Source organism: Candidatus Palauibacter sp. (assembly GCF_965208055.1).
GTDB lineage: Bacteria > Gemmatimonadota > Gemmatimonadetes > Palauibacterales > Palauibacteraceae > Palauibacter.
Genome location: NZ_CBDBNY010000004.1, coordinates 1209768 through 1232872 on the forward strand (window position 1 = coordinate 1209768; position 23105 = coordinate 1232872).

At 65.4% G+C, this 23105-nt stretch carries 17 protein-coding genes; 7 read left to right on the forward strand and 10 right to left on the reverse strand.

Going from position 1 to position 23105, the window contains the following annotated elements; all coding sequences use genetic code 11:
- Positions 1–154 precede the first annotated feature (154 nt).
- Positions 155–1003, reverse strand: a complete 849-nt coding sequence (locus ACOGXI_RS05545; RefSeq protein ID WP_419937889.1) for a CPBP family intramembrane glutamic endopeptidase — start codon at positions 1001–1003, stop codon at positions 155–157.
- A 125-nt stretch (positions 1004–1128) separates the two neighbouring features.
- Between ACOGXI_RS05545 and ACOGXI_RS05550 the strand changes: the two genes are divergently transcribed.
- The gene (locus ACOGXI_RS05550) at positions 1129–3480 is read left to right on the forward strand and encodes an ATP-binding protein (protein WP_419937890.1); all 2352 of its coding nucleotides are present in this window, start codon (positions 1129–1131) and stop codon (positions 3478–3480) included.
- Positions 3481–3537: 57 nt separating this feature from the next.
- Here ACOGXI_RS05550 and ACOGXI_RS05555 read toward each other — a convergent pair whose 3' ends face one another.
- From ACOGXI_RS05555 to ACOGXI_RS05570, 4 genes are all read right to left on the reverse strand, one after another.
- Positions 3538–4998 carry a pyridoxal phosphate-dependent decarboxylase family protein gene (locus ACOGXI_RS05555; protein ID WP_419937891.1) on the reverse strand — a complete coding sequence of 487 codons (1461 nt, stop codon included), beginning with the start codon at positions 4996–4998 and terminating at the stop codon, positions 3538–3540.
- Between the two features lie 211 nt (positions 4999–5209).
- Positions 5210–5848: a hypothetical protein gene (locus tag ACOGXI_RS05560; protein ID WP_419937892.1), complete on the reverse strand. Its 639-nt coding sequence runs from the start codon at positions 5846–5848 to the stop codon at positions 5210–5212.
- Between the two features lie 29 nt (positions 5849–5877).
- The gene (locus ACOGXI_RS05565) at positions 5878–7743 is read right to left on the reverse strand and encodes a peroxiredoxin family protein (RefSeq protein WP_419937893.1); all 1866 of its coding nucleotides are present in this window, start codon (positions 7741–7743) and stop codon (positions 5878–5880) included.
- Positions 7744–7828: 85 nt separating this feature from the next.
- Entirely contained in the window at positions 7829–8281 is a 453-nt protein-coding gene (locus ACOGXI_RS05570) for a hypothetical protein (RefSeq protein WP_419937894.1), read from the reverse strand.
- A gap of 200 nt (positions 8282–8481) precedes the next feature.
- Here ACOGXI_RS05570 and ACOGXI_RS05575 point away from each other — a divergent pair, with 200 nt between their 5' ends.
- Positions 8482–9597, forward strand: a complete 1116-nt coding sequence (locus tag ACOGXI_RS05575) for a hypothetical protein (RefSeq protein ID WP_419937895.1) — start codon at positions 8482–8484, stop codon at positions 9595–9597.
- A gap of 85 nt (positions 9598–9682) precedes the next feature.
- Here ACOGXI_RS05575 and ACOGXI_RS05580 read toward each other — a convergent pair whose 3' ends face one another.
- On the reverse strand, positions 9683–10021 hold the full coding sequence (locus tag ACOGXI_RS05580) for a type II toxin-antitoxin system VapC family toxin (RefSeq protein WP_419937896.1): 339 nt from the start codon (positions 10019–10021) through the stop codon (positions 9683–9685).
- 208 nt (positions 10022–10229) lie between these two features.
- On the opposite strand from ACOGXI_RS05580, the gene ACOGXI_RS05585 reads away from it, so the two are divergent.
- Positions 10230–11471 (forward strand): AAA family ATPase, encoded by a 1242-nt coding sequence (locus ACOGXI_RS05585; RefSeq protein ID WP_419937897.1) that lies wholly within the window; start codon positions 10230–10232, stop codon positions 11469–11471.
- On the opposite strand, the gene ACOGXI_RS05590 is transcribed toward ACOGXI_RS05585, so the two are convergent.
- The gene (locus ACOGXI_RS05590; protein ID WP_419937898.1) at positions 11458–11634 is read right to left on the reverse strand and encodes a hypothetical protein; all 177 of its coding nucleotides are present in this window, start codon (positions 11632–11634) and stop codon (positions 11458–11460) included. The genes ACOGXI_RS05585 and ACOGXI_RS05590 overlap by 14 nt on opposite strands.
- Before the next feature lie 48 nt (positions 11635–11682).
- Here ACOGXI_RS05590 and ACOGXI_RS05595 point away from each other — a divergent pair, with 48 nt between their 5' ends.
- From ACOGXI_RS05595 to ACOGXI_RS05610, 4 genes are all read left to right on the forward strand, one after another.
- Positions 11683–12081 (forward strand): hypothetical protein, encoded by a 399-nt coding sequence (locus ACOGXI_RS05595; RefSeq protein WP_419937899.1) that lies wholly within the window; start codon positions 11683–11685, stop codon positions 12079–12081.
- A 54-nt stretch (positions 12082–12135) separates the two neighbouring features.
- Complete coding sequence (locus ACOGXI_RS05600; protein ID WP_419937900.1) at positions 12136–12423, forward strand: hypothetical protein; 288 nt, start codon at positions 12136–12138, stop codon at positions 12421–12423.
- A gap of 125 nt (positions 12424–12548) precedes the next feature.
- A complete protein-coding gene (locus ACOGXI_RS05605; RefSeq protein ID WP_419937901.1) occupies positions 12549–16454 on the forward strand; it encodes an Eco57I restriction-modification methylase domain-containing protein in 3906 nt (1301 codons plus the stop codon).
- Entirely contained in the window at positions 16451–19600 is a 3150-nt protein-coding gene (locus ACOGXI_RS05610; RefSeq protein WP_419937902.1) for a helicase-related protein, read from the forward strand. Before ACOGXI_RS05605 ends, ACOGXI_RS05610 begins: the two co-directional genes overlap by 4 nt.
- On the opposite strand, the gene ACOGXI_RS05615 is transcribed toward ACOGXI_RS05610, so the two are convergent.
- The 3 genes from ACOGXI_RS05615 to ACOGXI_RS05625 form a co-directional block, all read right to left on the reverse strand.
- Positions 19514–20191 carry a hypothetical protein gene (locus ACOGXI_RS05615; RefSeq protein ID WP_419937903.1) on the reverse strand — a complete coding sequence of 226 codons (678 nt, stop codon included), beginning with the start codon at positions 20189–20191 and terminating at the stop codon, positions 19514–19516. The two genes, ACOGXI_RS05610 and ACOGXI_RS05615, sit on opposite strands and share 87 nt — an antisense overlap.
- Before the next feature lie 24 nt (positions 20192–20215).
- Positions 20216–21508: an HNH endonuclease family protein gene (locus tag ACOGXI_RS05620; protein WP_419937904.1), complete on the reverse strand. Its 1293-nt coding sequence runs from the start codon at positions 21506–21508 to the stop codon at positions 20216–20218.
- Positions 21509–22098: 590 nt separating this feature from the next.
- Entirely contained in the window at positions 22099–23046 is a 948-nt protein-coding gene (locus ACOGXI_RS05625; RefSeq protein WP_419937905.1) for a hypothetical protein, read from the reverse strand.
- Between the last annotated feature and the right edge of the window lie 59 nt (positions 23047–23105).

The following is a 23105-nucleotide window of genomic DNA, read 5'->3' on the forward strand; positions in this document are numbered from 1 at the left end:
GTCGCGCGGGGCCCCGCGCCGCGGTTGCGACCGCGGTGTCGCTCGGCGCGTCAGGCGCTCTTCGCGATGTCCCGGCCGAGCGGGGTGAGGGGGAAAGGTTCCGACGCATCGCTGATCCGCTGCGCCAGCCCTCCGCGCACCCGCCGGACCTTCTTCATGCCGCCGCGGCGAACGGATAGGTGAACAGGAACAGATGCGACAGGTTGACGAGGAAGTGCACCGCGATGCCGGCCTCGACACGCCCGGTGAGATGATAGGCTGCGCCGTATCCGATCCCCGCGAGCGTGGCCAGCAGCACATATGCGGCCCCGCCCGCAGCGTGCACGACGCCGAACGCCACGGCGCCGACGAGGAGTGCCACAAGCGCCGGCGACGGTACCCTGCCACGCAGAAATCTCCGCGCCCGCCGTTGCAGGATCCCGCGGAAGAACGTCTCCTCGGAGACGCACGTAAGAAGCAGATTGGACGGCACCCACACGGCGAGGATCGCGGGCCACTTCGGATCCCAGGCGATGTACCCCATCGCCGTCCCTGCCGCGGCCACCGAGACCAGCGTCAGAATGAAGACTGTGCCGGTGACGGCGATCGCGCGATTCCAGCGCGCCTTCTTCTGCGGCTGGACGAACACTGCGTAGAGCAGGATGCCCGCAAATCCCTTGTCGTAGTTCCAGAACAGCGTGAAGTCCGCCGAGGAAGCCGACACCGCCACCCCGTCCAGGACCGGGATATTGTGGATGCCCGGTACCTGATTGGTGGCCAGGGCGGCGGCGAGGATCACGACGACGGCCCACGCCAAGGCACGGAGAACCCCAGGGGCCCGAACCGCCGCGAAGCAGGCTCCCGCGAGGATCGCCAGTGCCGCGAGCCCCGCCCATTCGACGATACCGGCGTCCACCGCGGCGGCGACGGAGAGAATCATGAGGAACCACCAGACGAAGCGGAAATTCGTCATGGAGGCCGCCAGCGCCGCCCAGAGGAGAAGGTATGGAAGGATCCAACTCATCTCGTATGTTACGACTTGAAATCCGATTTTTGGGCGAGAGATTGAGCTATTTTGGCGAGCGTTTGGCGATGACTTCGGGCGGGTCCGCGCCGCTTGCGGGCGCAAAGCCCGGGGAGCGATGAGCGATGACAGACGACTCCGCGACGTTGGGGCTCCGGATCGAGGCGCTGGAGCGGCGCGTATCCGAGTTGAGCCGTGCCGCCGTGCGCATAAGCGCGAGCCTTGATCCCGACGCCGTGCTGCAGGAGGCCGTCGACGGCGCCCGCTTACTGACCGGCGCGCGCCACGGGCTGATCACGACGGTCGACGAGGCGGGCAGGCCCCTGCGATTCGTCGGCTCCGGCATCACGGCGGCCGAGCACCGTCACCTGGAGGACTGGGCCGATGGTCCGCGGCTGTTCGAGCATCTGGCGCGGCTCCCGGGGGCACTGAACTTCGACGACATACCCGACTACCTCCGACGCCACGGGTTCGGGCCGGGCGTACTGCCCTACAGCACCGCGCGGGGCACGCGGATCGATTGCCGCGGCGTGCGCGTCGGCTATCTCTTCGTCTTCGACAAGGAGGGCGGGGGGGAGTTCACGGACGGGGACGACGAGGTGCTGCCGCTGTTCGCGTCGCACGCGGGCACGGCGATCGCCAACGCGCGGGCCTACCGGGACGAACAACGGGCCCGGGCCAGGCTGGACGCCCTGGTCGACACGTCACCGGTCGGCGTGGTGGTCCTGGACGCCAGGACGGGCGGTGTCGTGTCGATCAACCGCGAGGCGAAACGGATCGTTGAAGGCCTGCAGGTCGCGGACCGCTCCGTCGAGCAGCTGGTCGAGCTTGTCGCCTGCCGGCGGGCCGACGGGAGCGAGGTCGCCCTGAAGGACTTCCCGCTCGCACGGCACCTGGGCCGCGGTGAAACGGTTCGCGCCGAGGCGATCGAGATCTCGGTGCCCGATGGCCGGAGCGTGAGGACGCTGATCAACGCGACGCCGATTCATGCGCCGGACGGTGAAGTCGAGTCGGTCATGGTCACGATGCAGGACCTGGCGCCCTTCGAGGAGCTCGAGCGGATGCGGACCGAGTTCCTGGCGATCGTGAGTCACGAGTTGCGCACGCCGCTGACCTCGATCCAGGGCTCGACGGGCGCGGTGCTCTCCGCCGAGCCGGGATTCGCCCGGGCCGAAATGATGCAGTTCTTCCGCATCATAGACGAGCAGGCTGCCCGGATGAGCGGTCTGATCCGGGACCTGCTGGATGCGGGGCGCATCGCGACGGGCACACTGTCGGTCTCGCCCGAACCCTGGGACGTGGCGGTGATGGTGGACTCGGCGAGGACGAGCTTCCTCAGCGGCGGCAGCGGGCACGCGATCGCCGTCGACCTTCCCGCGGATCTGCCCCGCGTGATGGCCGACCGGGAGCGCGTCGTCCAGATCCTGAGCAACCTTTTCCTGAACGCGGCTCGGCACTCCGCCGCGTCGTCGCCCATCCGGGTTGACGCCCGCCGCGATGGCGCCCGCGTGGCGATTTCGGTCTCCGACAGCGGCCGGGGCATTTCGCCGGAGCAGCTCCCGCACCTGTTCAAGAAGTACGCCGGCGGCGGCGAGGGAACTCGCGGTCCCGGCAGCGGTCTCGGCCTGGCCATCTGCAAGGGGCTGGTCGAAGCCCACGGCGGGCGCATCCGGGCCGAGAGCGCCGGAGAGGGCCGGGGCGCCCGGTTCACCTTCACGGTCCCGGTGGCGGAAGAGGCCGCGTCGCCCCGCGAGGCGGCGCCTCGGCCGCGAGGTCGGGGGGTCGCGCACCATCGGGGCCGGGAGCCGGTGACGGTCCTCGTGGTGGACGACGATCCGGAGGTGCTTCGCTACGTCCGCGACGTGCTCCGCGCGGCCGGCTACACCACCCTCTCCACAGGCGATCACCGGGAGTTGTCCAGCCTGATCCGCGCCGAGAAACCCCACCTCGTCCTGCTCGACCTGATGCTGCCCGAAACGGACGGCATCAAGCTGATGGAGCAGGTTCCGGAGCTCGCCGATCTGCCGGTCGTCTTCATCTCCGCCTACGGACGCGACGAAACGATCGCCAGGGCGCTTCAAGCCGGAGCCGCCGACTACATCGTCAAGCCGTTCTCGCCCACGGAGCTGACGGCAAGGGTCGGTGCGGCCCTGCGGGGCCGTGCCGAGCCCGCGCGGTTCGAGCTCGACGCGCTATCCGTCGACTACGATCGGCGCCGGGTGACCGTGTCCGGCCGCACCGTCAAGTTGACGGCCACCGAGTACGAGGTGCTGCGCGTGTTGTCGGTGAACGCGGGGCGGGTCTCGACCTATCGATCGCTGCTCCGGCGGGCGTGGACCAGGCATCCCGGCCACGTCAAGCCGAAGCTGGTGCACGCCGTCGTGCAGACGCTCCGCCGGAAGCTGGGCGAGGACGGATCCCGGGCGGCCTACATCGTGAACGAGCGCGGGGTCGGCTACCGCATGCCCGCCCCGTAACCGTTGAAATTGACGCCCCTCAGGTACTCGCTCGAGGAGCTCCGGTGCCGCACGCGATCAGGGTTCGCCCGGTGAGAGGTCGGCAGCGGCCCGATGGAGCGCTTCGAGCGCTTCGTCCAGGTGGCGCTCCTCCGTGTGAACACTCCCGACGGACAACCGTACGGTATAGCGGCCATCCAGTTCCGTGTGCGAGAGAAACGAGCGTCCGCTCGCGTTGACCCGGGCGATAATCTCGCGGTTCAACCGCTCCTCTCCCGCCGCATCGCCTTCCCGCGCGGCACGAAAGCAGACGGTGCTGAAGGAGACGGGCGCCGCGAGCTCGAACACGCCGCCCTCGACGAGCCGCGCCGCGGCCGCTTCGGCCATCGCGATATGCCGGCGCATGGTCTCCGCCAGACCGTCCGTCCCGACACAGCGGAACAGCACCCATAGCTTGAGGCCGCGGAAGCGGCGCCCGAGCGCCAGGCCGACGTCCATGAGGTCCGTCTCGTCGTCCTCGGATTCGAGGTAGGTCGGCGTCAGCGCGAGTGAAGCCCGGAAGGGAGCCACATCGCGATACAGAAGCACCGAACAGTCGAGTGAGGTTCCGAGCCACTTGTGGGGGTTGAGGACGATGGAGTCCGCCGCCTCCCAGCCGCGGAAGTGCGCCCGCTGTTCGGGCACTATGGCCGCCGGCCCCGCGTAGGCGGCATCCACGTGCAGCCACACGCCGTAGCGTTCGGCGATCGACTGGAGGGCCGAGACCGGATCGACGCTTGCCGTCGAGGTGGTGCCGACTGTCGCGCACACCATGGCCGGCCGAATCCCGGCCTCGAGGTCCGCGGCGATGGCCGCTTCGAGCGCATCCGGACGCATGCGGAAGGCGGCGTCCGTCTCGATGCGGCGGACGGAGCGGCGACCGAGTCCGGCAGCCATGGCCGCCTTCTCCACCGACGAGTGGGACTGCTCGGAGGTGTAGACCGCGAGGGCGGGTCCTCCCACGAGACCTTCATCCCGAACCCCGGCCCCGGCGCGCTCGCGGGCGGCGAGAAGGGCCGTGAAGGTTCCAGTCGAAGCGGTGTCGAAGATGACTCCCGAGAAGGAATCCGGTAGACCGACGGCCTGCCGCAGCCAGTCGACCGCGGTTCGTTCGACTTCGGTCGCGGCAGGCGAGGTTCGCCACAGCATTGCGTTCACGCCGACGGCGGCGACCAGGAGTTCCGCCACGATGCTCGGCGCCCGCGTGGAACTCGAGAAATAGGCGAGGAAACCCGGATGGTTCCAGTGGGTTAGACCGGAGACGACGTGCTCGTCGAAGTCGGCCAGCACCCGCTCGAAGGACTCCGGGGCGCGCGGCGGCGCCTCCGCGAGCGCGCGGCGCACGTCGCCCGGCGCGATGGCGGGAAAGACCGGCCGTTCCTCGACGTGGCTCCGGTAGTCGACCGTCCATTCCGCCGCTTTCGCGAGCGCCGCGCGCAGGGTCGCCGCGTCCCAGTCCGACGCGGTGGCGGCGTCCGTTGGATCGGTGTGGTTCGGCATGCAAACTCCTGACCTTGGTCACTGGCCGATTCTCACGAAGCGTTCACGGACCCTCTCCCGCCGCTGGACCGACCGATTCACGGGAGGCTCGCGGGGAGAGATCGGGGCCGCAAGGCACCAGGCGCCAGCTTGCGGCCCGACTCTCCCACAACGATCTGACGGGGCAGCTTCCCACCAGCCTTCTCGGAACCTCCCGCAGGAGCTGCGGGAGCTAATGGATCGTGGCGCCTACCTGCACTGCGACGAGCCGCGTCAGTCCACCGCCAGCGTTCGGCACCAGCCCCCAATGATAGATCGACTCCGCTGTGATCGTGAGCGTGCTTGCCACCGTGTAGTGGATTCCGCCGCCGAAGGCCACTCCCGCATCGGGCATTTCATCCGTGTAGCAGCCTGCGGCCAATGCGCCGGCCACCGAGCATCCGACCCGTAGCGCCGCCCACGGGCCGAACAGCAAGGAGACGGCGAAACGGCCTCGCGCATCCCAGGGCATGTTGGCTTCGAGGAGCGGCGAGAACTGCAGGAAGTGTAGCCGTTGCGTGCCCGACGACGGCGTCCCGTTGGCATACCGTCCGCCGGACCCGGCGCCGCCCTTCACGGCGTAGGTGAAGCTGACCCGAAAGCTCAGCACCCCCGTGGCGTGCCGCACATCAGCCGATATCAGGGGCGAGAGGCTCCAGTCATCGGGCGCGCTGTGGCAATCCGTCTCGGGGGGACACGGTGCGTAGGCGACGCCGCTGAAGTCCATCCGTGCGAGCCCCACACCCGCACGAAACCCGAGATCCGTCTGAGCGGCGAGCGGAGCCGCGGTGAGGCCGAGAACCGCCGACAGGATCATGAACCTTGAATACATGCTGTTCGCCTCAACGGAGCGTGGCCTCTTCATGCGTCGGGCTCCACGCTTTCCGGTCTCAAGACACCCACCTGCCTGGGGACGTCGACGAGTTCGGAGCGCTCGAAGCGTACGCGGCCCTCGGCGTCGAGGACGAAGTTCGCCTGGATCGCGTACACACCGAACGCGCTTGTCGCGGCGTCGTCGAGGTCGTAGTAGACGGGATAGGTGATTCCCCGCTCTTCCATGAACGCCTCCATCGACGCCCCGGGCGGATCGCGCCATGCGATGGACAGCACCTGCGCGCCCAAGCGATCCATTGTCTCCTGTAGACGCACCACGTCCGGGATCTTCTGGACGCACGGCGGGCACCACCGCGCCCAGAAGATGAGCACCGTGGGCTTGCCCGCGGTCAGGTCGGCCAGGGAGTGCCGGTTTCCGCCGGCGTCCGTTACCCAGGCCTCGCCCGGCGTCCATTCGACGGCCGCCGACAGGACGTGCCGCAACGCCTGCCCCGTGCCCGCCTCGAGCAGGGCCCGCCACTCCGGACTGTCCGGGTCGTGTCCGACGAGCATGGCGAGCGAGTCGGCCCGTTCCCGGGACACGCTGGGATCGGAGGCCAGCGCCGCGTAGGCGCGCGCAGCGCCCTCAACATCGCCGGCGTTCAGCTTCAGTTCGCCGAGAATCTCGAACAGATCCGGGCTCGCCGATCGGGTCGTCGCCTCCTCGACGATCTCCAGCGCCTCAGCCGGGCTCGCGTATTCGTTGAGGAACCTGGCGTAGTCCTTCAACAGGGGGGCGCGCTCGGCGGCGACCGATTGAGCGTGCTCCTCCGCGGTACGTCCCAGCGGGCGCACCGGGTCGTGAAACTCGTACCGCACCTTCGCGAGTTCCACGGCGCGCGCGCGGCGCTCCGGGATCACGGCAATCATGCGGGGCAGCGCCAACCCCAAGATCCGATACGGGAACAAACGCTCGATCCATCGATCCAATACGACGAGGTCCCTCGCATCCAGGGCGAGTTCAAAGGCGAACGGCTCAAACGGGGTCGCCGTCCCGCGGGCGTCCGGCCAGTGCCGCTCGAAGTCGGCCAGCGCCGCCGCCGTGTCACCGTCGGCCTCCAACCGGTCCAGGATGCTCCATCCGATGTCCATGGCCCAGGCGTCCGTGCCCACCGTCCGTTCGGCCGCCGCCTCCCAGTGGGCGGCGCCCTCCTCGTCGCGCACGGCGGCGGCGTAGCTGGCGAGCCCCTCGATCGCCGACGGCGAGAGGTCTCCCTCAACCCTGAAGCGTTGGTGGAGCCCGGCGAAGTTCTCCTGATGCCACGCGAAGAGGCTGTCGCCCGTGGTCGACCCCAGGGCGGATCTCTCGAGGGAGCGAAGCTCGCTCCACCCGTCGAGCGAATCCGGATACAGCTCCATCGCTCGGCGAAGCGCCTCCAGCGACGTGTGCACGTTCCGATCCTCGAACTCGTCGGCCCGCCGCCTGAACGCATGATAGAGCGGTCTGTCGTCCGGGCCGTGCACGAGGAGATCGAAGAGTCGGCCGCCGTTCGCGTCGAGCCGCTCGCCCGTCGCGTCCTCCACCACGAAAGCAGCGTAGACCGCGGCCTCCGGCAGCGTGAACCGCGTCGTGAAGGCGCCGCCGGATCCTCGGGTCATGCGCGGGATCGTGAGCAGCCGCTCCTCGAGCCGAACGTCGGAGTCGGCGGTTCCGTACGTGCCGCGCAACACAAGCTCCGAATCCGCGGCCAGCGTCCCGAGCGGCGCATAGCTGACCGTGACCTCGTCGCCCGCGAGCGGGCGGTCCGGGGAGAAACGGAGCCCGGTCTCACCCGGCGCGCTCTCTCCGGAACAGGACAGCGCCGTTCCCACGGCGAATAAGGCCGCAACCTTGCCTCCGCATCGTGTCATCATGCTTTCTCCCCCAAAGGCCTTGTCCAGCAGGAGGCGCTCACATAAGGCGTTGCCGCACTCGTGCGTGCCGGTTTCCGGCCGGCAGCTACTGCCGCTGCCAGACCGTCGTCGAAACAGCTGCTGCCGGTTCGGTCACCATGACGGTGAGGACGTTACCCGCCACGGTGTACGTGCCGCTGGCCGGTCCTGTCTGGCCCGTCTGCTCCCAACTCCCGTCCGCACGAACGGTGTACGTCCCGGAGTCCATGATCGCGGTGACGTCTCCGGTCAAGGGGTTCGTGAACGTTCCGTCCAGGGACATCGTACCCGTCGCCGCGTCACCTGAGGAGGGGGTCTGCGACAGCACGAACGTCCCTGCGGCAATTGGCGGTCCGACCGTCGCCCCTTGAGTGAGCACGCCGGTCACGGACACCAGGCTATACGTGCCGGAGAGATTGGGCGGCCCTTCCGCGGCGGGCGGATCCGGGTCCACCATGTCGCCGCTGGCGCAGCCGACAACGGCCACGACGGCAAACAACGTAAGCAGCTTCAGCTTCATAATTCCTCCCGTGAACTCTCGGATTCTTCGGTTTCGCGGCGGGCAATGCGGGCTCGCTTCCGGAGTGCCGCAACGTATCCGAACGGCGGCAGGGCGACCAGCCCGAAAAAGAGCGAGTAGATCATCTCCGGGGGTACGCGAAGCCCCGCTGTCAGGGGTCGCCACTTCGTTGGGCGGGCCGCCGTGTCGTCGAGACGGAAATGGTTGACATACGGGAGGTTACGGCAAAGATTTGCGGGCGGCGGGTGGTTGGAACGGCAATCAGCGAGGACCAGTGCAACGTGAGAGATTCCCGACGACGGATGAACGCCGCCGGGTGCACCGCCGTCGCCCTGGTGCTGGTTGCCGCATGCGCCGATCCCACCGGACCGGGTCGTGCGGGATGCCCTGCCGAGGGCGTGACGCTCACGCTGGGGTTCTATCCGTTCTTCGAGCCGGTGAGCTACACGTCTTCGGACCCACAGGCGCCCGGCTCGGGCAGGCACCTGGGCTATGAGGCCGATCTCCTCAGCGCCGTCGAGGTGACTGGGCTCTCCTTCAAGCGGCAACCGGTCGCCGAGTGGCCGGGCATTTGGCTTTTGCCGGCCACGCCCGATTACGACATCGCCGGCGGAGGCATCACGATCCTTGAGTCCCGGACGGTGAACGAGGCCGGCGAACGCGCCGTGGCTTTCACGTCGGGTCACATCGCGTTCCGCCAGTCGCTGCTCGTGCGATCCGAGGACGCCGCCCGGATCTCGGCGTACGAGGATTTGACCAGCGCCGTGCGTGTCGGGGCGCTTCCCGGAACGACCGGGGAGGCACGGCTGCTCGAAATCACCGGGATCGTCGACTCCACGGGTGCGCTCCGGCCCGGGACGCGCGTGGAGACGCCGCGGGGGACCCTGGTGGCCGACGGTACCGGGGCCTTCACGATCACGGCCGCCGTAGTCTCGCCTGCTCTCTTGGGCAGGACGAGGCTTCTTCCCCCTGCCGAGGGAATGCCCGAGATCGTCTACCTGGGCCGGGAGACCGGAGAGGGAGAGCTGCTCACTGCGCTGTCGGACGGAACCATCGACGCCGTTGCACGCGGTGAGGTCGGGAACGGCGAAGCCGCACATGTATCCGGCGGGGCGTTCGTCGTCACCGCACTCGACTCCCTTGCCGAGTACGGAGGGTTCACCGTCGACGCCGACGACCGCGCCCTGCTGGCGTGTCTCGACGAAAGGATCGGCTGGCTGACCGATGATCGCCGGATCGGCTACGCGGAGTGGCGGGCGGACGCCTCGGTGTTCGAACGACGAGCGGTCCGATGGCCCGGAAGTGAAGCGCCCTAACTCTAGGTTGACGGCTTCTCGCAATCCGCGCCCCTCTCCTTCGTGGCTCCCGCCGTTCGTCACCGGAGGCTCCCGGACAGCACGTTCATCCCGGGAGGCGAAGCCAGGCGATTCCGTCCACATGCTCGAAGTGGCGAGCGGCCGACACCAGATCGGCCCCCGTCTGTATGGCGTGGGCGGCGATCCAGATATCGTTGGTGGGGATGGGCCGGCCCTTTGCGCGCAAGGACGCCGCGATTCTCGAATACCGGTCGGCGGTGGTCTCTCCGACGGGCACCACGGTGACGTAGGGGTTGTGGAGGAAGGCGCGCATCGCGCGGGCGTGGCTCTCGTAGCGCGAGCCGTGGCGGAAGCCGTACGGCAGTTCGCCGAGCACGACCGTCGACAGCAGAACCTCCTCCGCTCTCCGCACGATCCCGGCCACCCTCTCGCTCCCAACGGGGGGTCACCGCACCCGGCCGCAACGAGAGCGGGCTTGCTGCCGTTCGTCGCAGAGGGAACTCTCGATGAAGTACGTCGGCGGCCAAAGCGACGGGCAGGGTCGTTAAGCTATGTTCCGTCCCGTCCGACTCGATGGATCGGCGGCGGTGCTACCGCCGAGCAGGGAACGAAGGGCCTCCAAGGGGAGCGTGATGCTCAGGAAACTCAGAGTCCAGAACTTCAGGTCTCTGGCCGACGTGACGATCGAGTTGCCGCAGCTCTCGGTGTTGTTCGGATCGAACGCCGCCGGAAAGAGCAACATACTCGAGGCCATCCAAGCGCTATCCTGGATCGGGAACGCCCGGACCCTCGCCGATGGACTCTCGTCGCTGCGGGGCTATCCGTTCGAAGCCTTCTTCTTCGGTGAGGACGGTTGGCCGGGGCTCTTCCACCAGGGATCGGCCCAGTTCACGCTTCAGGCCGATGTCTCGACGAACGGCGGAAATTACAGGTATCGCGTACAACCCGAGATGGACTTCACATCCGGAGAACTTCGCGTCACGGACGAATTCCTAACCCAGCTGACGAAGAGCGGGAGCGTGTCGAAGAACTCGAGGGCCGCCATCGAGCGTGTCCAGTCGAACCTTCACGTCCGGCGGAAAGGGAAGCCATCGTACCCGAGACAAGAGCCCATCGGGCTGAACCACTCCGTCCTCTCCGATCGGAGCCTCGCTGGTGACGGGTATCCATGGCTGGAGCAAGTCAGAACCGAGCTGTGGAACTGGCGGACCTATTACCTCGAACCTCGGACGGCCATGCGCGTACCGCAGTCGCCGGCGGACGTGTTCGATATCGGGCGACACGGTGAGTACATCGCGCCATTCCTGTACAAACTCCGAGCTCAGTATTCCGCGTACTTCGATGCTGTCTACCGCGCGCTTCGATCCACCATACCGAGCATCGAAGTGCTGCAGGTGCAGCTCGATGAGCGGCACGGTACCCTCGACCTCTGGATCCAGCAGGCGGGCGTCGCCTACTCGGCGAGGGTCATCTCGGAAGGCACGCTCCGGGTCCTAGCACTGTGCACTCTGGTCGTAAACCCGTGGGGCGGATCGCTCGTGGCGCTGGAGGAACCCGAGAACGGGGTCCATCCCCGGCGACTCGAACTGATCGCGAGGATGCTGACCTCTCTCGCCCTCGATCAGGGACGGCAGGTCGTGGTCACGACCCATTCGCCCCTTCTCTGCGACGCGATCCTCACCGAGGCCCGATCGAGGAAGAGCGACGACATCGCGTTGTTCAACGTCCGGCGCGCGGGGCAGCAGACCGTGGTCCAGCGCTTCGACATGGACGCACCCCTGCTCCAGGACATGGAGCTCGCGGCGGCTTTCACGAACCCGGCTGAAGACGGGATGTTCGAGAACCTCGTCATGCGTGGCCTCATCGATGAGTGACGTCATCCGCGTCGAACTCTTCGTCGAGGACCAGGCTCACGAGCAGTTCCTCGTCCCGCTGGTGGAGCGAGTCGGCCGGGAGGAGAAGGTGGTCGCGCGTTGCCGGATCCGGTCGGCCCGAGGCGGCCACGGTCGCGCCATCCATGAGTTCAGGACGTACCAAGATCTGTGGAATCGGGGCCACTTAAGCGATGTACCAGACCTGCTCGTCGTGAGCATCGACAGCAACTGCCAAGCGTTTGCCCAGACCCGCTCGGAGATCGAGAGCGCTACTCGCAGCGAGTTCCGGGATCTTCTCGTGGCGGCTTGCCCGAACCCTCATATCGAACGCTGGTTCATGGCCGATCCCGACTCGTTTCACACCGTGGTAGGCCACCGCCCGGCCTTGGGCCCCGAGAAGTGTGAGCGGGGCTACTACAAGAATGAGTTGAAGCAGGCCGTCCGAGGCGGCGGACATCCGCAGACGCTCGGCGGCATCGAGTTCGCGCTTCCCCTCACCATCGAGATGGACCTCTATCGCGCCGGCAAAACCGACAGCTCGCTGAAGGCATTCGTGGACGACCTGCGCACCAGACTCCGCCGGTTGCGTGGACGTGAACCACGGGCCTGAAGACTACATGTGATCAACTGCAGATTGGGGCACTTCCGAGAGAGGTGAGTTGTCGTGAGCGAACCCGCAAATCAACAAGCCCGGTGGGAAGGGTTGGCGGCAGCGCCGGCAGATGAGATGTTCGGCCGCCTGGTCGCAGCTGAGAAATTCGCCGTCTTGTTTGCAAGAGCAGCCCGGGACCCGGACATGGACATCGAGTTGTGGGATCCGGGCTACACGCAGGAGGAGATCCTCGATGCCTTGACAGCTTATGTCCCGCGCGGCGCTCGAGTCCTCCCAAGGTTCATGATGGGCTTCACCGCAGAGGTCAACCATCTCCGCCGAACGGTGCTCCGAGGTTGATCCTGACCGAGCTCGCCGCTGGTGTACGATCCAGAGTGCGCTTGCGACGCGAGAGGCCCCGCGACGACAATCTGCTTGCCACAGCACCAAGTCGCAGAACCCCTCTAGGTCGTAGAGCAAACTGAATGCCATACAATGCAGTGGACGCGGATTCGTTGCTGGATCGGCTCCTCGAAGGTGGTGCTGGCCGACCGATCACGCCGGAGCCCGGCGCCAGCCGGGCGGTGGCCGTCAATAACATCGAGATCGCGGTCGCGGATCGAAGCGCCGACACATTCATGCGGGCGAGATGGCGCGAGCGCGTGGGCAACACGCCCCGGTCCTACCTGCTCCTCGTCGACGATCCCGAGCGGTCGGGCCGAGTCCGCGTGCTGGGGCCCTCATCCGCGAAGGCGGCGATCCGGTCGGTCGACGCCGTGCTCCTCGCGGATTCGATTCAGGAGATCGCGTCGCTTCCGGCACTGGATGCGGTGCGGCGGCTGGCGGACGACCTCACCCGCATCGGCGGCGATGGGTTGACCTTCAACGGGGTGCTGACAAGACACACGCTCGTCCACCGGTTCCAGGGGGATGGCGCACGCTGGACCGCCGCATCGAATCTGGTGAAGGACGTGCTGCCGGCGGACGATTGGCGTCGACTGCTCACAAAGCTCGGGTATTCCGTCGATCGTCTTCCGATCCGAGGCCACTTGGCGCGCCACGACGGACGGCCCATTGCGCTGGTCCACCCCAAGAGAACCGCGCGTGATTTCGCCCGGCTCGACGCGGACGGGCGTCCCCCGGAGGGCTTACTCCTGTCCGACTGCGCGGAGCATGGCGCGTCGTACGGCATCCTCGCGCAGGGCGGCCGACTCCGGCTCTTCGACGCCCAGTCCGCCTCACCCGCGAGCGAGTGGCTGGAGCTTGATGCGCGCTTGCTTGGGACCGATCAGCTGCCGTTTCTGGCGCTGCTGGCACCCGCCTACCTGGCCGACGGCGGCTTTGAGCGCCTGCGGGACGAAGCCCGGACATTCGGGGTTCACCTGAGCAAGCGACTCGATCGTACGATCCGCCAAGAGGCGCTCCCCGCCCTCGCTACCGGGATGGAGCGATGGGCGATACGGCGCGGGATGGATCTGTCCGATGACGAGGTGCGACTCGAACTCGAACGCGCGGCGCTCACGTTGATCTTCCGCCTCATCTTCGTGCTCTTCGGCGAGAGCGCCGGGCACCTCCCGATGGGCAATCGGGCGTACGAGAAGGCTTCGCTTTCGTCGCTCGTGCGGGAAGCCCACGAGACCATGACACGACTGAGCCCCGCGTCGTCTGCTCTTTGGGCCGGGTTCGTCCGGCTGGTCCAGGCTCTGCGTGTGGGCAACCCGGCTTGGGACATGCCGCCCTACAACGGTGCGTTGTTCGCGGACAGTGACTTCGACGGCGCTCGGTTGCTGGAACGGATGGAGCTGCCCGACCCGGACTTCGCCCGCGTCATCGTGGCGATCGGCCAGGATGAGGAGACGAGTCGCGGTGCCGACTTCTCGACGCTCGATATCGCCCACATCGGACACACGTACGAGTCGCTCCTCAGCCTGAGGCTCTCGCTGGCCCGGCAACCCCTGAGATACGACGCGAGGACGGATCGCTATGTGCGAGCCGGAACTGATGAAGAGCCCGAGGTCGCGGCCGGCGGGCTTCTGTGGCAGACCCACGAGGGCGGGCGTAAGGCGGGAGGGGTCTACTACACACCGGTCGAGATCGTCCGGCACCTCGTGAAGGGGGCCGTCCTCCCCGCCTACGAACGGCACTTGGAGGCCGTGGCGAAGACGGCCGAGACCGACCCGGCCAAGGCGGCCCGCGAGTTGTTGTCCTTCGCGGTCGTCGATCCCGCGTGCGGGAGCGCGCACTTCCTCGTTCAAGTCGCGGAGACGCTGGCCGAAGAGACCGTCCGTTTTCTCGCGAAGCATCCCCTGCCTGACCTCGCGGAGGAAGTGGACCGGCTGCGAGACGGAGCTGATCCGGGCGCGGAGATTGATGACGTGGCTCTGCTTCGCCGGCTCATCGTGAAGCGCTGCGTGTTCGGCGTCGACCGAAGCCGCATGGGGGCAGAAGTCGCCATCCTCTCGCTTTGGCTCGCTTCGTTCGTGCCGGGGATGTCGCTCGCCTACCTGAACAGAAATATCGTCGTCGGAGACTCTCTGATTGGCGTGGGCGACGCCGATAAGGTCCTAGAGGAGGAGGGACTCTTCGCGGGGATCCTCGAAGAGCAACTTCGTCAAGCGACCGAGGCCATCGCACGCATGGCCGAGATCCACGACCGCACACCCGAGGAAGTAGCGGCGAGTAAGCGGGCGGACGAGGAGGCCACGGCCGCCACGACCGGACTCAAGCGCCTGTTCGATCTTTGGACCGCTGAGCAGTTCCAGCTCACCGGTGCCCGTGAGTACGCGGCACTACACCCTGCCGACGTGATCGCGGGAACCGGTCGGGGAGACACGGCTGTCGTGCGCCGGGCGGGTGAGATGGCCGCAGAACACAGCTTTCTTCACTGGCCCCTGGCGTTTCCCCAAGTGTTCTCGCGGGAGCAGCCGGGGTTTGACGTGGTGGTGGGAAACCCCCCATGGGAAGAAGTCACGATCGAGGAGCTGTCGTTCTACGGCATGTTCCTCCCGGGCGTGAACAGCCTCCGCGACGAGCAGCGCTCCGCCGCCGTCACGCGATTGGTCCGCGAGCGACCGGAACTCGAGGATCGCTTCCAAGCTCGGCAAGACAAACTAAAGATCCATCGTCAGGCGCTGTCGGCCGGCGACTACGAGTCAATGATTGGCGATCCGGACCTGTACAAGTATTTCTGCCTGCGGTATCGGACCCTCGTTCGAAAAGGGGGATTCACCGGTGTGGTGCTACCGCGCACCGCGTTCAATGCGAAGGGATCCGAGGGATTCCGAGACTGGCTCTACACCGGATCGACAGCCCATCGCGTCGATTTTCTCCTCAATCGCAGGCGGTGGATCTTTGACACGCATCCGCAGTACTCGATCGCTCTTCTCGCGGCCGAGCGAGCGTTGCCGCAGCCTCAGCATCGGGTGCGAGTTGCCGGGACAGCGACATCGCCGGCCGAATGGGGCGAGCAATCGGTTCGGGACGGGATTCGCCTGGCGCCATCTGCATTCGGTCCCGGCTGGCAGACCCCGCTCGTACGGTCCCAAGAAGAGGCGACTCTTCTCGCTCGACTCCGGACGGGTAACAGGTTCCCCCACGGCGCCGGCGGCCGCTGGTCGTGTTTCCCAGTGGCGGAACTTCATGAGACTGCCGACAAGAAATTCTGGCGTGACCAGACCGAGGGTCAGCCGCTATGGAAGGGAGAGAGCTTCGATCAGTACCATCCGCGAGGCACCGGTGAGCGCCCCTGTCCCGTCACGCCCGACCTCCTCAAGAAGATCCGTAAACCCCGCCCAGGTTCTGGCTCGGTCCTTGCTTCGACGTTCCCATTGGCTGTCCGGAGAGAAGCTGTTTTCACCGAACTCAAGCGGGCGCGGGTGGCCTTCCGTGACGTGGCCCGCGCCACGGATTCTCGCACCATCAGAGCTTGCCTGGTCCCGCCGGACGTCTTCCTTACGAACAAGGCTCCCTACCTGGCGTTTTTGAATGGTGGAGAGCGCCACCGAGCTGCGTGCCTCGGCATCATGAACAGCCTGCCGTTCGACTGGCAGGCTCGGCGCTTCATCGAGATCAACGTGAATTTCTTCCTACTTGAGGGACTCCGCTTGCCCAACCTCCAAGACCGCGACTTCAACGCGATTGCCAACGCGGCGGCGCGACTCTCAGCCGTCGATGACCGCTTCGCGGATTTTGCTTCCGCCACGAATGTGCCGGTGGCCGAACTTGACTCCTACAAGCGCACGAGATTGCGGGTCGAGATCGACGCAAGAGTCGCACGGGCGTGGAGCCTGTCGCCGGATGACCTCCAGCTAATGTTCCGGGACTTTACCGAGGACGCCGTGACGCCGGCCTATCGGGCGGAGCTGATCTCCCGCCTTGAGCAGCTGCTATGACGAACGGCGGGCGTCCCTCGATCCTGGACAACCTCCAGCCCGAGACGGGGCACGGGGACGGCCTCGCTTACCTTGCTGGAGACATCCGAAGGAGACATCCGCTCTCCGTCGCGACCGGGTACGTCAACCTCGGTGGGCTGCACCATCTTGCCGTTACCGTCGACGACACCAGGGCGACGCGCTTGCTGCTTGGTGCGGCACCCGGGACGGGTCTAGGCACGGACGTTCCCGGCACGCTCTTCGAGCGGACCCTTCGGGCCCTACGCTCCGAGCGTGACCTGTCCCGCTTCCCGCCGAGCCGTGCTCTTCAGAAGCTCATGGGGATCGAGGCGTGGCTCGACCGTCCCAACGTCGAGGTTCGCCGGTACGTCAAGAAGTTCCTGCACGGGAAGGCGTATCTCTTCGGCGACAGGAGCGATGCCCGGGCGGCCCTCGTGACGTCTGCCAACCTGACCGCTGCGGGGATGTGGCAGAATCTGGAACTCGGTCTGGTACACTACGACCCGCCGGTCGCCGAGCGGGCGATCGAATGGTTCGACTCGCTTTGGGAAGATGCGACCGACTACAAGGAGGCCCTTCGGGAACTGCTGTTCCCCGATGTGAGCCTACTCGACCCTCGCACCGTCTACCTCCGCGCGCTTCTGGAGCTATTCGCCGACGAACTGGAAGCTGAGACCGTGCCCGCTTCGGACGCACTCCGTCTCGCCCCATTCCAGGAGGACGGCTTCCGCCGCGCCCTTAGCGTCATCAAGCAACACCACGGGGTCGTCTTCGCCGACGGCGTCGGGACGGGCAAGACGGAGATTGGCCTCGCTTTCGTCGAGGAGTATGCGGTCCGCCGGGGGCAGCACGTTCTCATCGTGGTGCCCGCTCAGCTCGCCGCGCACTGGAGGACGCGGCTCGACGAGACGCGGCTCCCCGCCCAGGTCATCAGCTACCAGCAGTTCGCCAACGACGAACAGCTGGTCCGGCCACCGACAGGAGGGGGGCGGCGCGTGCTCTCCAACGACAAGGACGCCTATCGGCTCGTCGTGTTCGACGAAGCTCACGCCCTCCGGAACCCGGATACGACGTGGTACTCGGCCATGTCGCGCCTTCTCGGCGGTGAGCAGAAGGACCTGCTCCTCCTTACCGCGACGCCCATCAACAACGGACTGTGGGACCTCTTCCACATGGTCATGGCGTTCGCCAGGCACGACCGTGCCTTCGTAGCCCACGGGATTCCGTCGCTGCAGCAGCTGTTCATCCACGCGGGGGCCAACGAGCGCGACCCCGAGAACCTCAACCCGGACGTGCTGTTCCCGCTCGCGGACATGGTCAGCGTGCGGCGCGACCGTCGCTTCATTCAGACGCGCTACCCCGGCGCCGTGTTCCCGGACGGGACGCCGGTCGCCTTCCCCACCCCGCACCTCTCCACCTCCCGCTTCGACCTGGACGAGTCGTACCCAGGGTTGGTAGCCGAGATCACTACGCGGATCAGCGCCTTGAACATGGCCCGCTACCGCCCGAGCCATTACCGGCAGGACGGGGCCGAGGAGGCGCGCGAGGCCACGCTCAGCGCGCTCTTGCAGTCTGGGATCCTGAAACGGTTCGAATCCTGCTGGCACGCGTGCCTCCTGACCGTGCGCAGAATCCTGGCCGCACACGATGCCTTTCTCGAGGCATGGGAGCAGGGGCACGTACCCGGGCCCGAGACGCTGCGGGCCGCAGCCAAGGCCGACCTCGACGAGACGGGAATGGCGCAGTGGGTGACAGCGGAACTCGAAGAGACCGACGACGCGGAGCCGGTCGAGAACTTCATGTCTCAGTTCCGCGAGGATGTGGAGCACGACCGCGGCCTGCTCGAGGAAGTCGGAAGCCTTCTTGAGAACCTGACGCCCGCCCGGGATCCGAAGCTGATCCTCCTTCGGCGCCTGCTCGAAGATTCGCCGTCGGAGAAAATCGTCGTGTTCTCGACGTTCGCCGACACGATCGCATACCTCGACGACCATCTCCCGGCGGAAATCTCCGGTCGAAAGCGCGTCACGGTGATCGGGGCGGAGACGACGCCGGACGAGCGGACGGCGGTCCTCGCCCGGTTCTGTCCCGATACCGTCGTTCGTCCCGGCTACCAGCCAAGCGACGGAGAAGTGGACCTCCTGCTCAGCAACGACGTGCTTTCCGAGGGGCAGAACCTGCAGCAAGCCGCCGCGGTCATCAGCTATGACATCCCGTGGAACCCTCAGCGGATGGTCCAGCGGTACGGGCGAGTGATCCGCCTGAAGAGCCCCCACCGGGACGTCCATCTCACTACCATGCTCCCCGAGCCCGGCGAACTCGAGGAAATCCTCCGGCTGGAGATCGCCATCCGTCGAAAGATCGTCGCGGCTCGGCCCTACGGCATGGAGGTCGATGTCGTTGACGACATGGAAGAGGAGGTCCGCTCCTATACGAGGCGCCTGGCGGACGGCGACGAAGATCTCCTTGATGAAGAAGACGACTCGTACCGATTCTCCAGCGCCGCCTTGCGGGCCGAACTCCGCCGCGAACTGGAAGAAGGCCGAGGCGAGGAGCTTCGCAAGCTCCCGTGGGGCATCGGAGCGGCGTTCCGACAGGAGGAAGGCGTACCATCGACCGGGGCACCCGGTTTCTTCTTCGCCTGCCGGGTCAACGGCGAGCGCTACTGGCGTTACGTTGACGCGAAGGGAGTCCTGACCGAGTCCGCCCCCATCCTTCGTCGCATCGATCCCCGGAACGCACCGGGAATCGACCAACCCACGATCGACCTCGAGACCGCCTGGCGAGATGCCGCCGCCTCGATCGTTGCCGAACACAATGCGGACTCGGCTGAGAAGGCCGTCGAGTCCGTTGGCACAGTCCAGAAGTGGGCCCTCGCCCTCTTTTCCGACCCCGACGTCGCGGTTCCGGCCACTGCCTCCCAGGCGTACGAAGCTCTCGGCGTAGGCCGAAGCCAGCCTGTGCGACGCGCGTTGGGCGAGATCAAGCGCCTCCTCGAAGCCGAGGAAATCGGACGTAACGAGGCCGCCCGCCGAATCATCGGCGTCGTTGATTCGTTCGGGCTACGATCCGTCGCCGACGCTCCGGTTCACGACCAGATCACCGCCGACGACATCGGCGTCGTCTGTTGGCTGGCCGTCCTGCCTTAGGTACAAGGCACCCCTCATCATGTCCCATCGACGCACGGTGTTGGACAAAGCCTCCGCGCTGCAGGCAATCCGTTCCAACTGCTTCACCTGAGCTTGTGCTGGCGATTCCGCGGCATCCGTCCGCTCGAACGACGTCACTTCCAGAACGGACTCCGCTTGGTGTCCCGTCCGAATCAGCCAGCCACCTTCAAACAGGGCCCGGACCTGGACGCGATTGGATCCGAGTTCATCGCGAAGCCCGCCGTATTGTCCCCATGTGAGCACACGTTGCTCCCCAGGGGCCAGCGCAGGCACACCCGAGATCAAGGGGCCCTCGGCCATCTCTTCCAAAGCCGTTTTCTTGCCGGTCGGTCGTATCCCCGGAGCAAAACGAGGTATGCTGCGGGACAACTCACACTTGACGCCGTAGGCCACGCCTCTTCCGATGTTCTTGATTACGAGGAGCAGCAACGTAGGGCGATCTCGATCATGCTTGACGTACACGATAACGTGAGGATCCGAACTGACCCGGAACAGCAAGTACGCTGCGAACGCCGCAATCGTCGCAACAGCGAGGCTGGCTATCGGGAGTACCTGGAGCGTCACATCCATCCCGTCCTCCTTCCGCTACCCCTTCTATCGATGGCCGGAGGCGGCTGTCGCAAGTTCATCGGCACCCTTGGCCTGGTTGCACGCCGGGCAGGTCACCTGACCGTTCTCCACCGTTGTTTTCCCGCCACGCGCCCATGGCGTTAGATGGTCACAATGCCAAGCGTCCCACCGCACCCTTTCGCCTTCGCAACACAGTCTCAACTGACACACTCCGCGATCGCGACGGTAGACCGCAAGCCTTTGCTGCGGCGTGAAGCTCCTCTGCGCGTCTTTCAGGGAGAGGCCATCGTGCATGGTCAGCAGATCTCGTAGCAGGAAATCCATTCGAGCTCGAATCGAATCTTCCGAGTCGGTGCTGTGGCTGATCTTCTCTTTGTACGAGACCCACTCTGCCTCAGCTTCGTCTTCGGAGAGTTGCTCCTGTTCTCGGCGTCGTCCCTCAAAGTCGATGAACCAGCTATGTAACAGATCGGCGAATTCTGAACGAACATAGGCGGCCAGTAGCTCCGCGCAGACACAGTAGAGTGCGACAACGTTATATCGTGTCAACTCTGGTGTCTTCTCGGAGAACACCTCCGCTAACAAGTCAAGGACCTTACGGACTGCCTTCGCCTCCTCGCCTTGTCCGTCAAAGTTAAGGTGCTCCTTATACATCTTGTTAAGGTCTCGGTTCTTCACGTTGGTCGGTCCCCCGGCGATCTCCAGGCAGACAAATTGAGCCGCGACCAAATCGTGCGTAAATCGAGAATTCGAAAACGCGACCGATTCAAAGAACCGATGTGAGGCGAGCTGCCGCACGAAGTCTCTCATTTGACCGGGATAGGCATTCCGCTTCTCCTGCGCCCGGAGCGTCGTGCCGTTCTGAAGCCGAAGAAACATCTCTCGCACCTCATCTTCGTCTGCGTCATCGACCAGGACGACATCGAGGGGATACGTATCCAAGCGGATGCGAAGCTCGTCGGGCAAGGCTTCGTATTTGAGATTGGCGACGGCATATCCGTCGACCGGATCCGCGTTACGTGGGAGGCCGTACCCACCGGAGAAGAATTCCCAAACGGCGCGCAATCGTTGCTGCCCGTCGATCACGTCGTATGTGTCAGGCTTCTTGCCCGTGCGACGCCAGTAGAGTTTCGGAACATCGTAATTCCGGAGGATTGAATCAACTAAGAGCTGCTTCTGACCTCGAGTCCAAACGGGGGGCCGCTGATAATCCGGGTTCGTGTCCACGCGATCTTGGATCCCGTAGATGGTCGCCAACGGCCAGGGCTTCTTGGATGTTTCCATATCGGCGTTTCCTAACAGCACGAGGACCGACAATGCCGTCTCGTCGGACTTCGGATGATGGATGCGGACATTGTCGGTGGGGCCATAACCTGCGTATCTTGTCGGCGTTGCGCAACGGCACTCTCAAGCAGCATACGGCACCTGTCTCACTGATCCCAGTTTGCCGGTGCACGGCGTGCGCGGGCCATGTTCGCGGATACAGCACGGCTTCAGGTCCAAGCGTCGGACTCCGCCGCGCGCTCGCCCCGCTCGTCGCCAGAGTTCACGACCCCGTGGAGCTGGATGCGGAGTGTGCATCGAGGACGCAGATCGGCTCCTCCCCGACCGGCGTGGTCGTGCCACACGAACTCGCCGTTCCGGCCTGCGGCCTCGAACTTGTGGGGCCTTGAGTTCGGCCCCGGGGCGCGGCTGCCAGTGTTCAGGTAAAAAATCGAACTGCTACTCTCAATTGACGACGTTCATCGGTCGCGCCCGTTCCGCTTCATGGCGTCCCGCACCGTACACCGACCTCATTCTTCGCCAGCTCTGTGCGTCATCGTGTCCGCGCCATCCGAGAACCCCGTCTGGCGTGCGCCGAAGAGAAACTCTGCCGGTTGATCTGTGACCTCCAATTACTCCTCAGGTTACCCACCGTACTTTCTTCGCAGTAACTCCATCGCTGTGTACTGTAAATCAGCTAGGAACGACTGGTCTATTCTACCGGTGTGCCAATGTGCTATCTCGTTTCTGTATTTCTTCAATTCCACAGGCGTTCTTTTGCCCGCAATAATTGTCCGCTCATTCAGCAGCCCACTCTGCCCCACATGCCTTCTCGCATCTTCCATCGCCTGCCACAACCGCAAGTACGAAAGCCTCAGGTAGCCATCATCTTGATTCTTATCAATAATCAGCGCATCGAACAATTCCATGGCCACAGGGTCCGAGTCCGACATCATCCCTTCGAGCATAGCTTCCAACGCTCTCCCCTTCTTCTCAAGATCTCCCCTAGTGAGCGGAGTGGTCACTTGCGCCATCGCACTCATACTCAGCGTGAGCGGGTAGACTGCTTCCTCTTTATCACTTACGAAGCAGGAGCAACTGTACAGCTCCCGCAGATGTCCCGTAGCATTCTGTTCTACCTTGACTGCTGCCAACACGACGTTCAAGGTGTGCCGACCAGCTTCGACTTCGGGCCAAGGGTCGCCGAGCGTAGGGAAGGCGAGGAGCGCCTTCTCGCCTTCCCTACCCCCTTCCAACATCGCCTGGCCATCTCGCCATTCGTCGATAAGATAACACTGTCCTTCCGACAGGGACGTTGGCGCCACTCCCGCGTACTCTTCTATCACCACGAAGACCGGTGACGATGAGGTGTCGGTTCGATCTGTGCTCCTCTTCCACAAATCGTGAACACCTGAGCGGAGCGAGACATCGATGGAGTAATGGCGAGATTCGCCCGGTACCTTCTCAAAGTATCCGATGAGATCTGATACAACCGCGGCCGTGACACCGTCTTGAGAATAAAAGATCTGAGGCGGGATGGGCGCATCTTCGATCAGGTGTCCGCGAGGGAAGGCGTATACGTGCGTCCGCAAATGCCCCGTTATCGTGCAGTCCGCGGGCTGTCCGCCTAACGCTTCGGCTGCCAGCTGCG

Bases quoted from the DNA above. Each gene is read 5' to 3' on its own strand.
- ACOGXI_RS05550 (WP_419937890.1), top strand. From the start codon at position 1,129: ATGACAGACGACTCCGCGACGTTGGGGCTCCGGATCGAGGCGCTGGAG.
- ACOGXI_RS05565 (WP_419937893.1), bottom strand. From the start codon at position 7,743: ATGATGACACGATGCGGAGGCAAGGTTGCGGCCTTATTCGCCGTGGGA.
- ACOGXI_RS05605 (WP_419937901.1), top strand. From the start codon at position 12,549: ATGCCATACAATGCAGTGGACGCGGATTCGTTGCTGGATCGGCTCCTC.
- ACOGXI_RS05610 (WP_419937902.1), top strand. From the start codon at position 16,451: ATGACGAACGGCGGGCGTCCCTCGATCCTGGACAACCTCCAGCCCGAG.
- ACOGXI_RS05585 (WP_419937897.1), top strand. From the start codon at position 10,230: ATGCTCAGGAAACTCAGAGTCCAGAACTTCAGGTCTCTGGCCGACGTG.
- ACOGXI_RS05545 (WP_419937889.1), bottom strand. From the start codon at position 1,003: ATGAGTTGGATCCTTCCATACCTTCTCCTCTGGGCGGCGCTGGCGGCC.
- ACOGXI_RS05555 (WP_419937891.1), bottom strand. From the start codon at position 4,998: ATGCCGAACCACACCGATCCAACGGACGCCGCCACCGCGTCGGACTGG.
- ACOGXI_RS05570 (WP_419937894.1), bottom strand. From the start codon at position 8,281: ATGAAGCTGAAGCTGCTTACGTTGTTTGCCGTCGTGGCCGTTGTCGGC.
- ACOGXI_RS05615 (WP_419937903.1), bottom strand. From the start codon at position 20,191: ATGGATGTGACGCTCCAGGTACTCCCGATAGCCAGCCTCGCTGTTGCG.
- ACOGXI_RS05575 (WP_419937895.1), top strand. From the start codon at position 8,482: ATGGTTGACATACGGGAGGTTACGGCAAAGATTTGCGGGCGGCGGGTG.
- ACOGXI_RS05560 (WP_419937892.1), bottom strand. From the start codon at position 5,848: ATGTATTCAAGGTTCATGATCCTGTCGGCGGTTCTCGGCCTCACCGCG.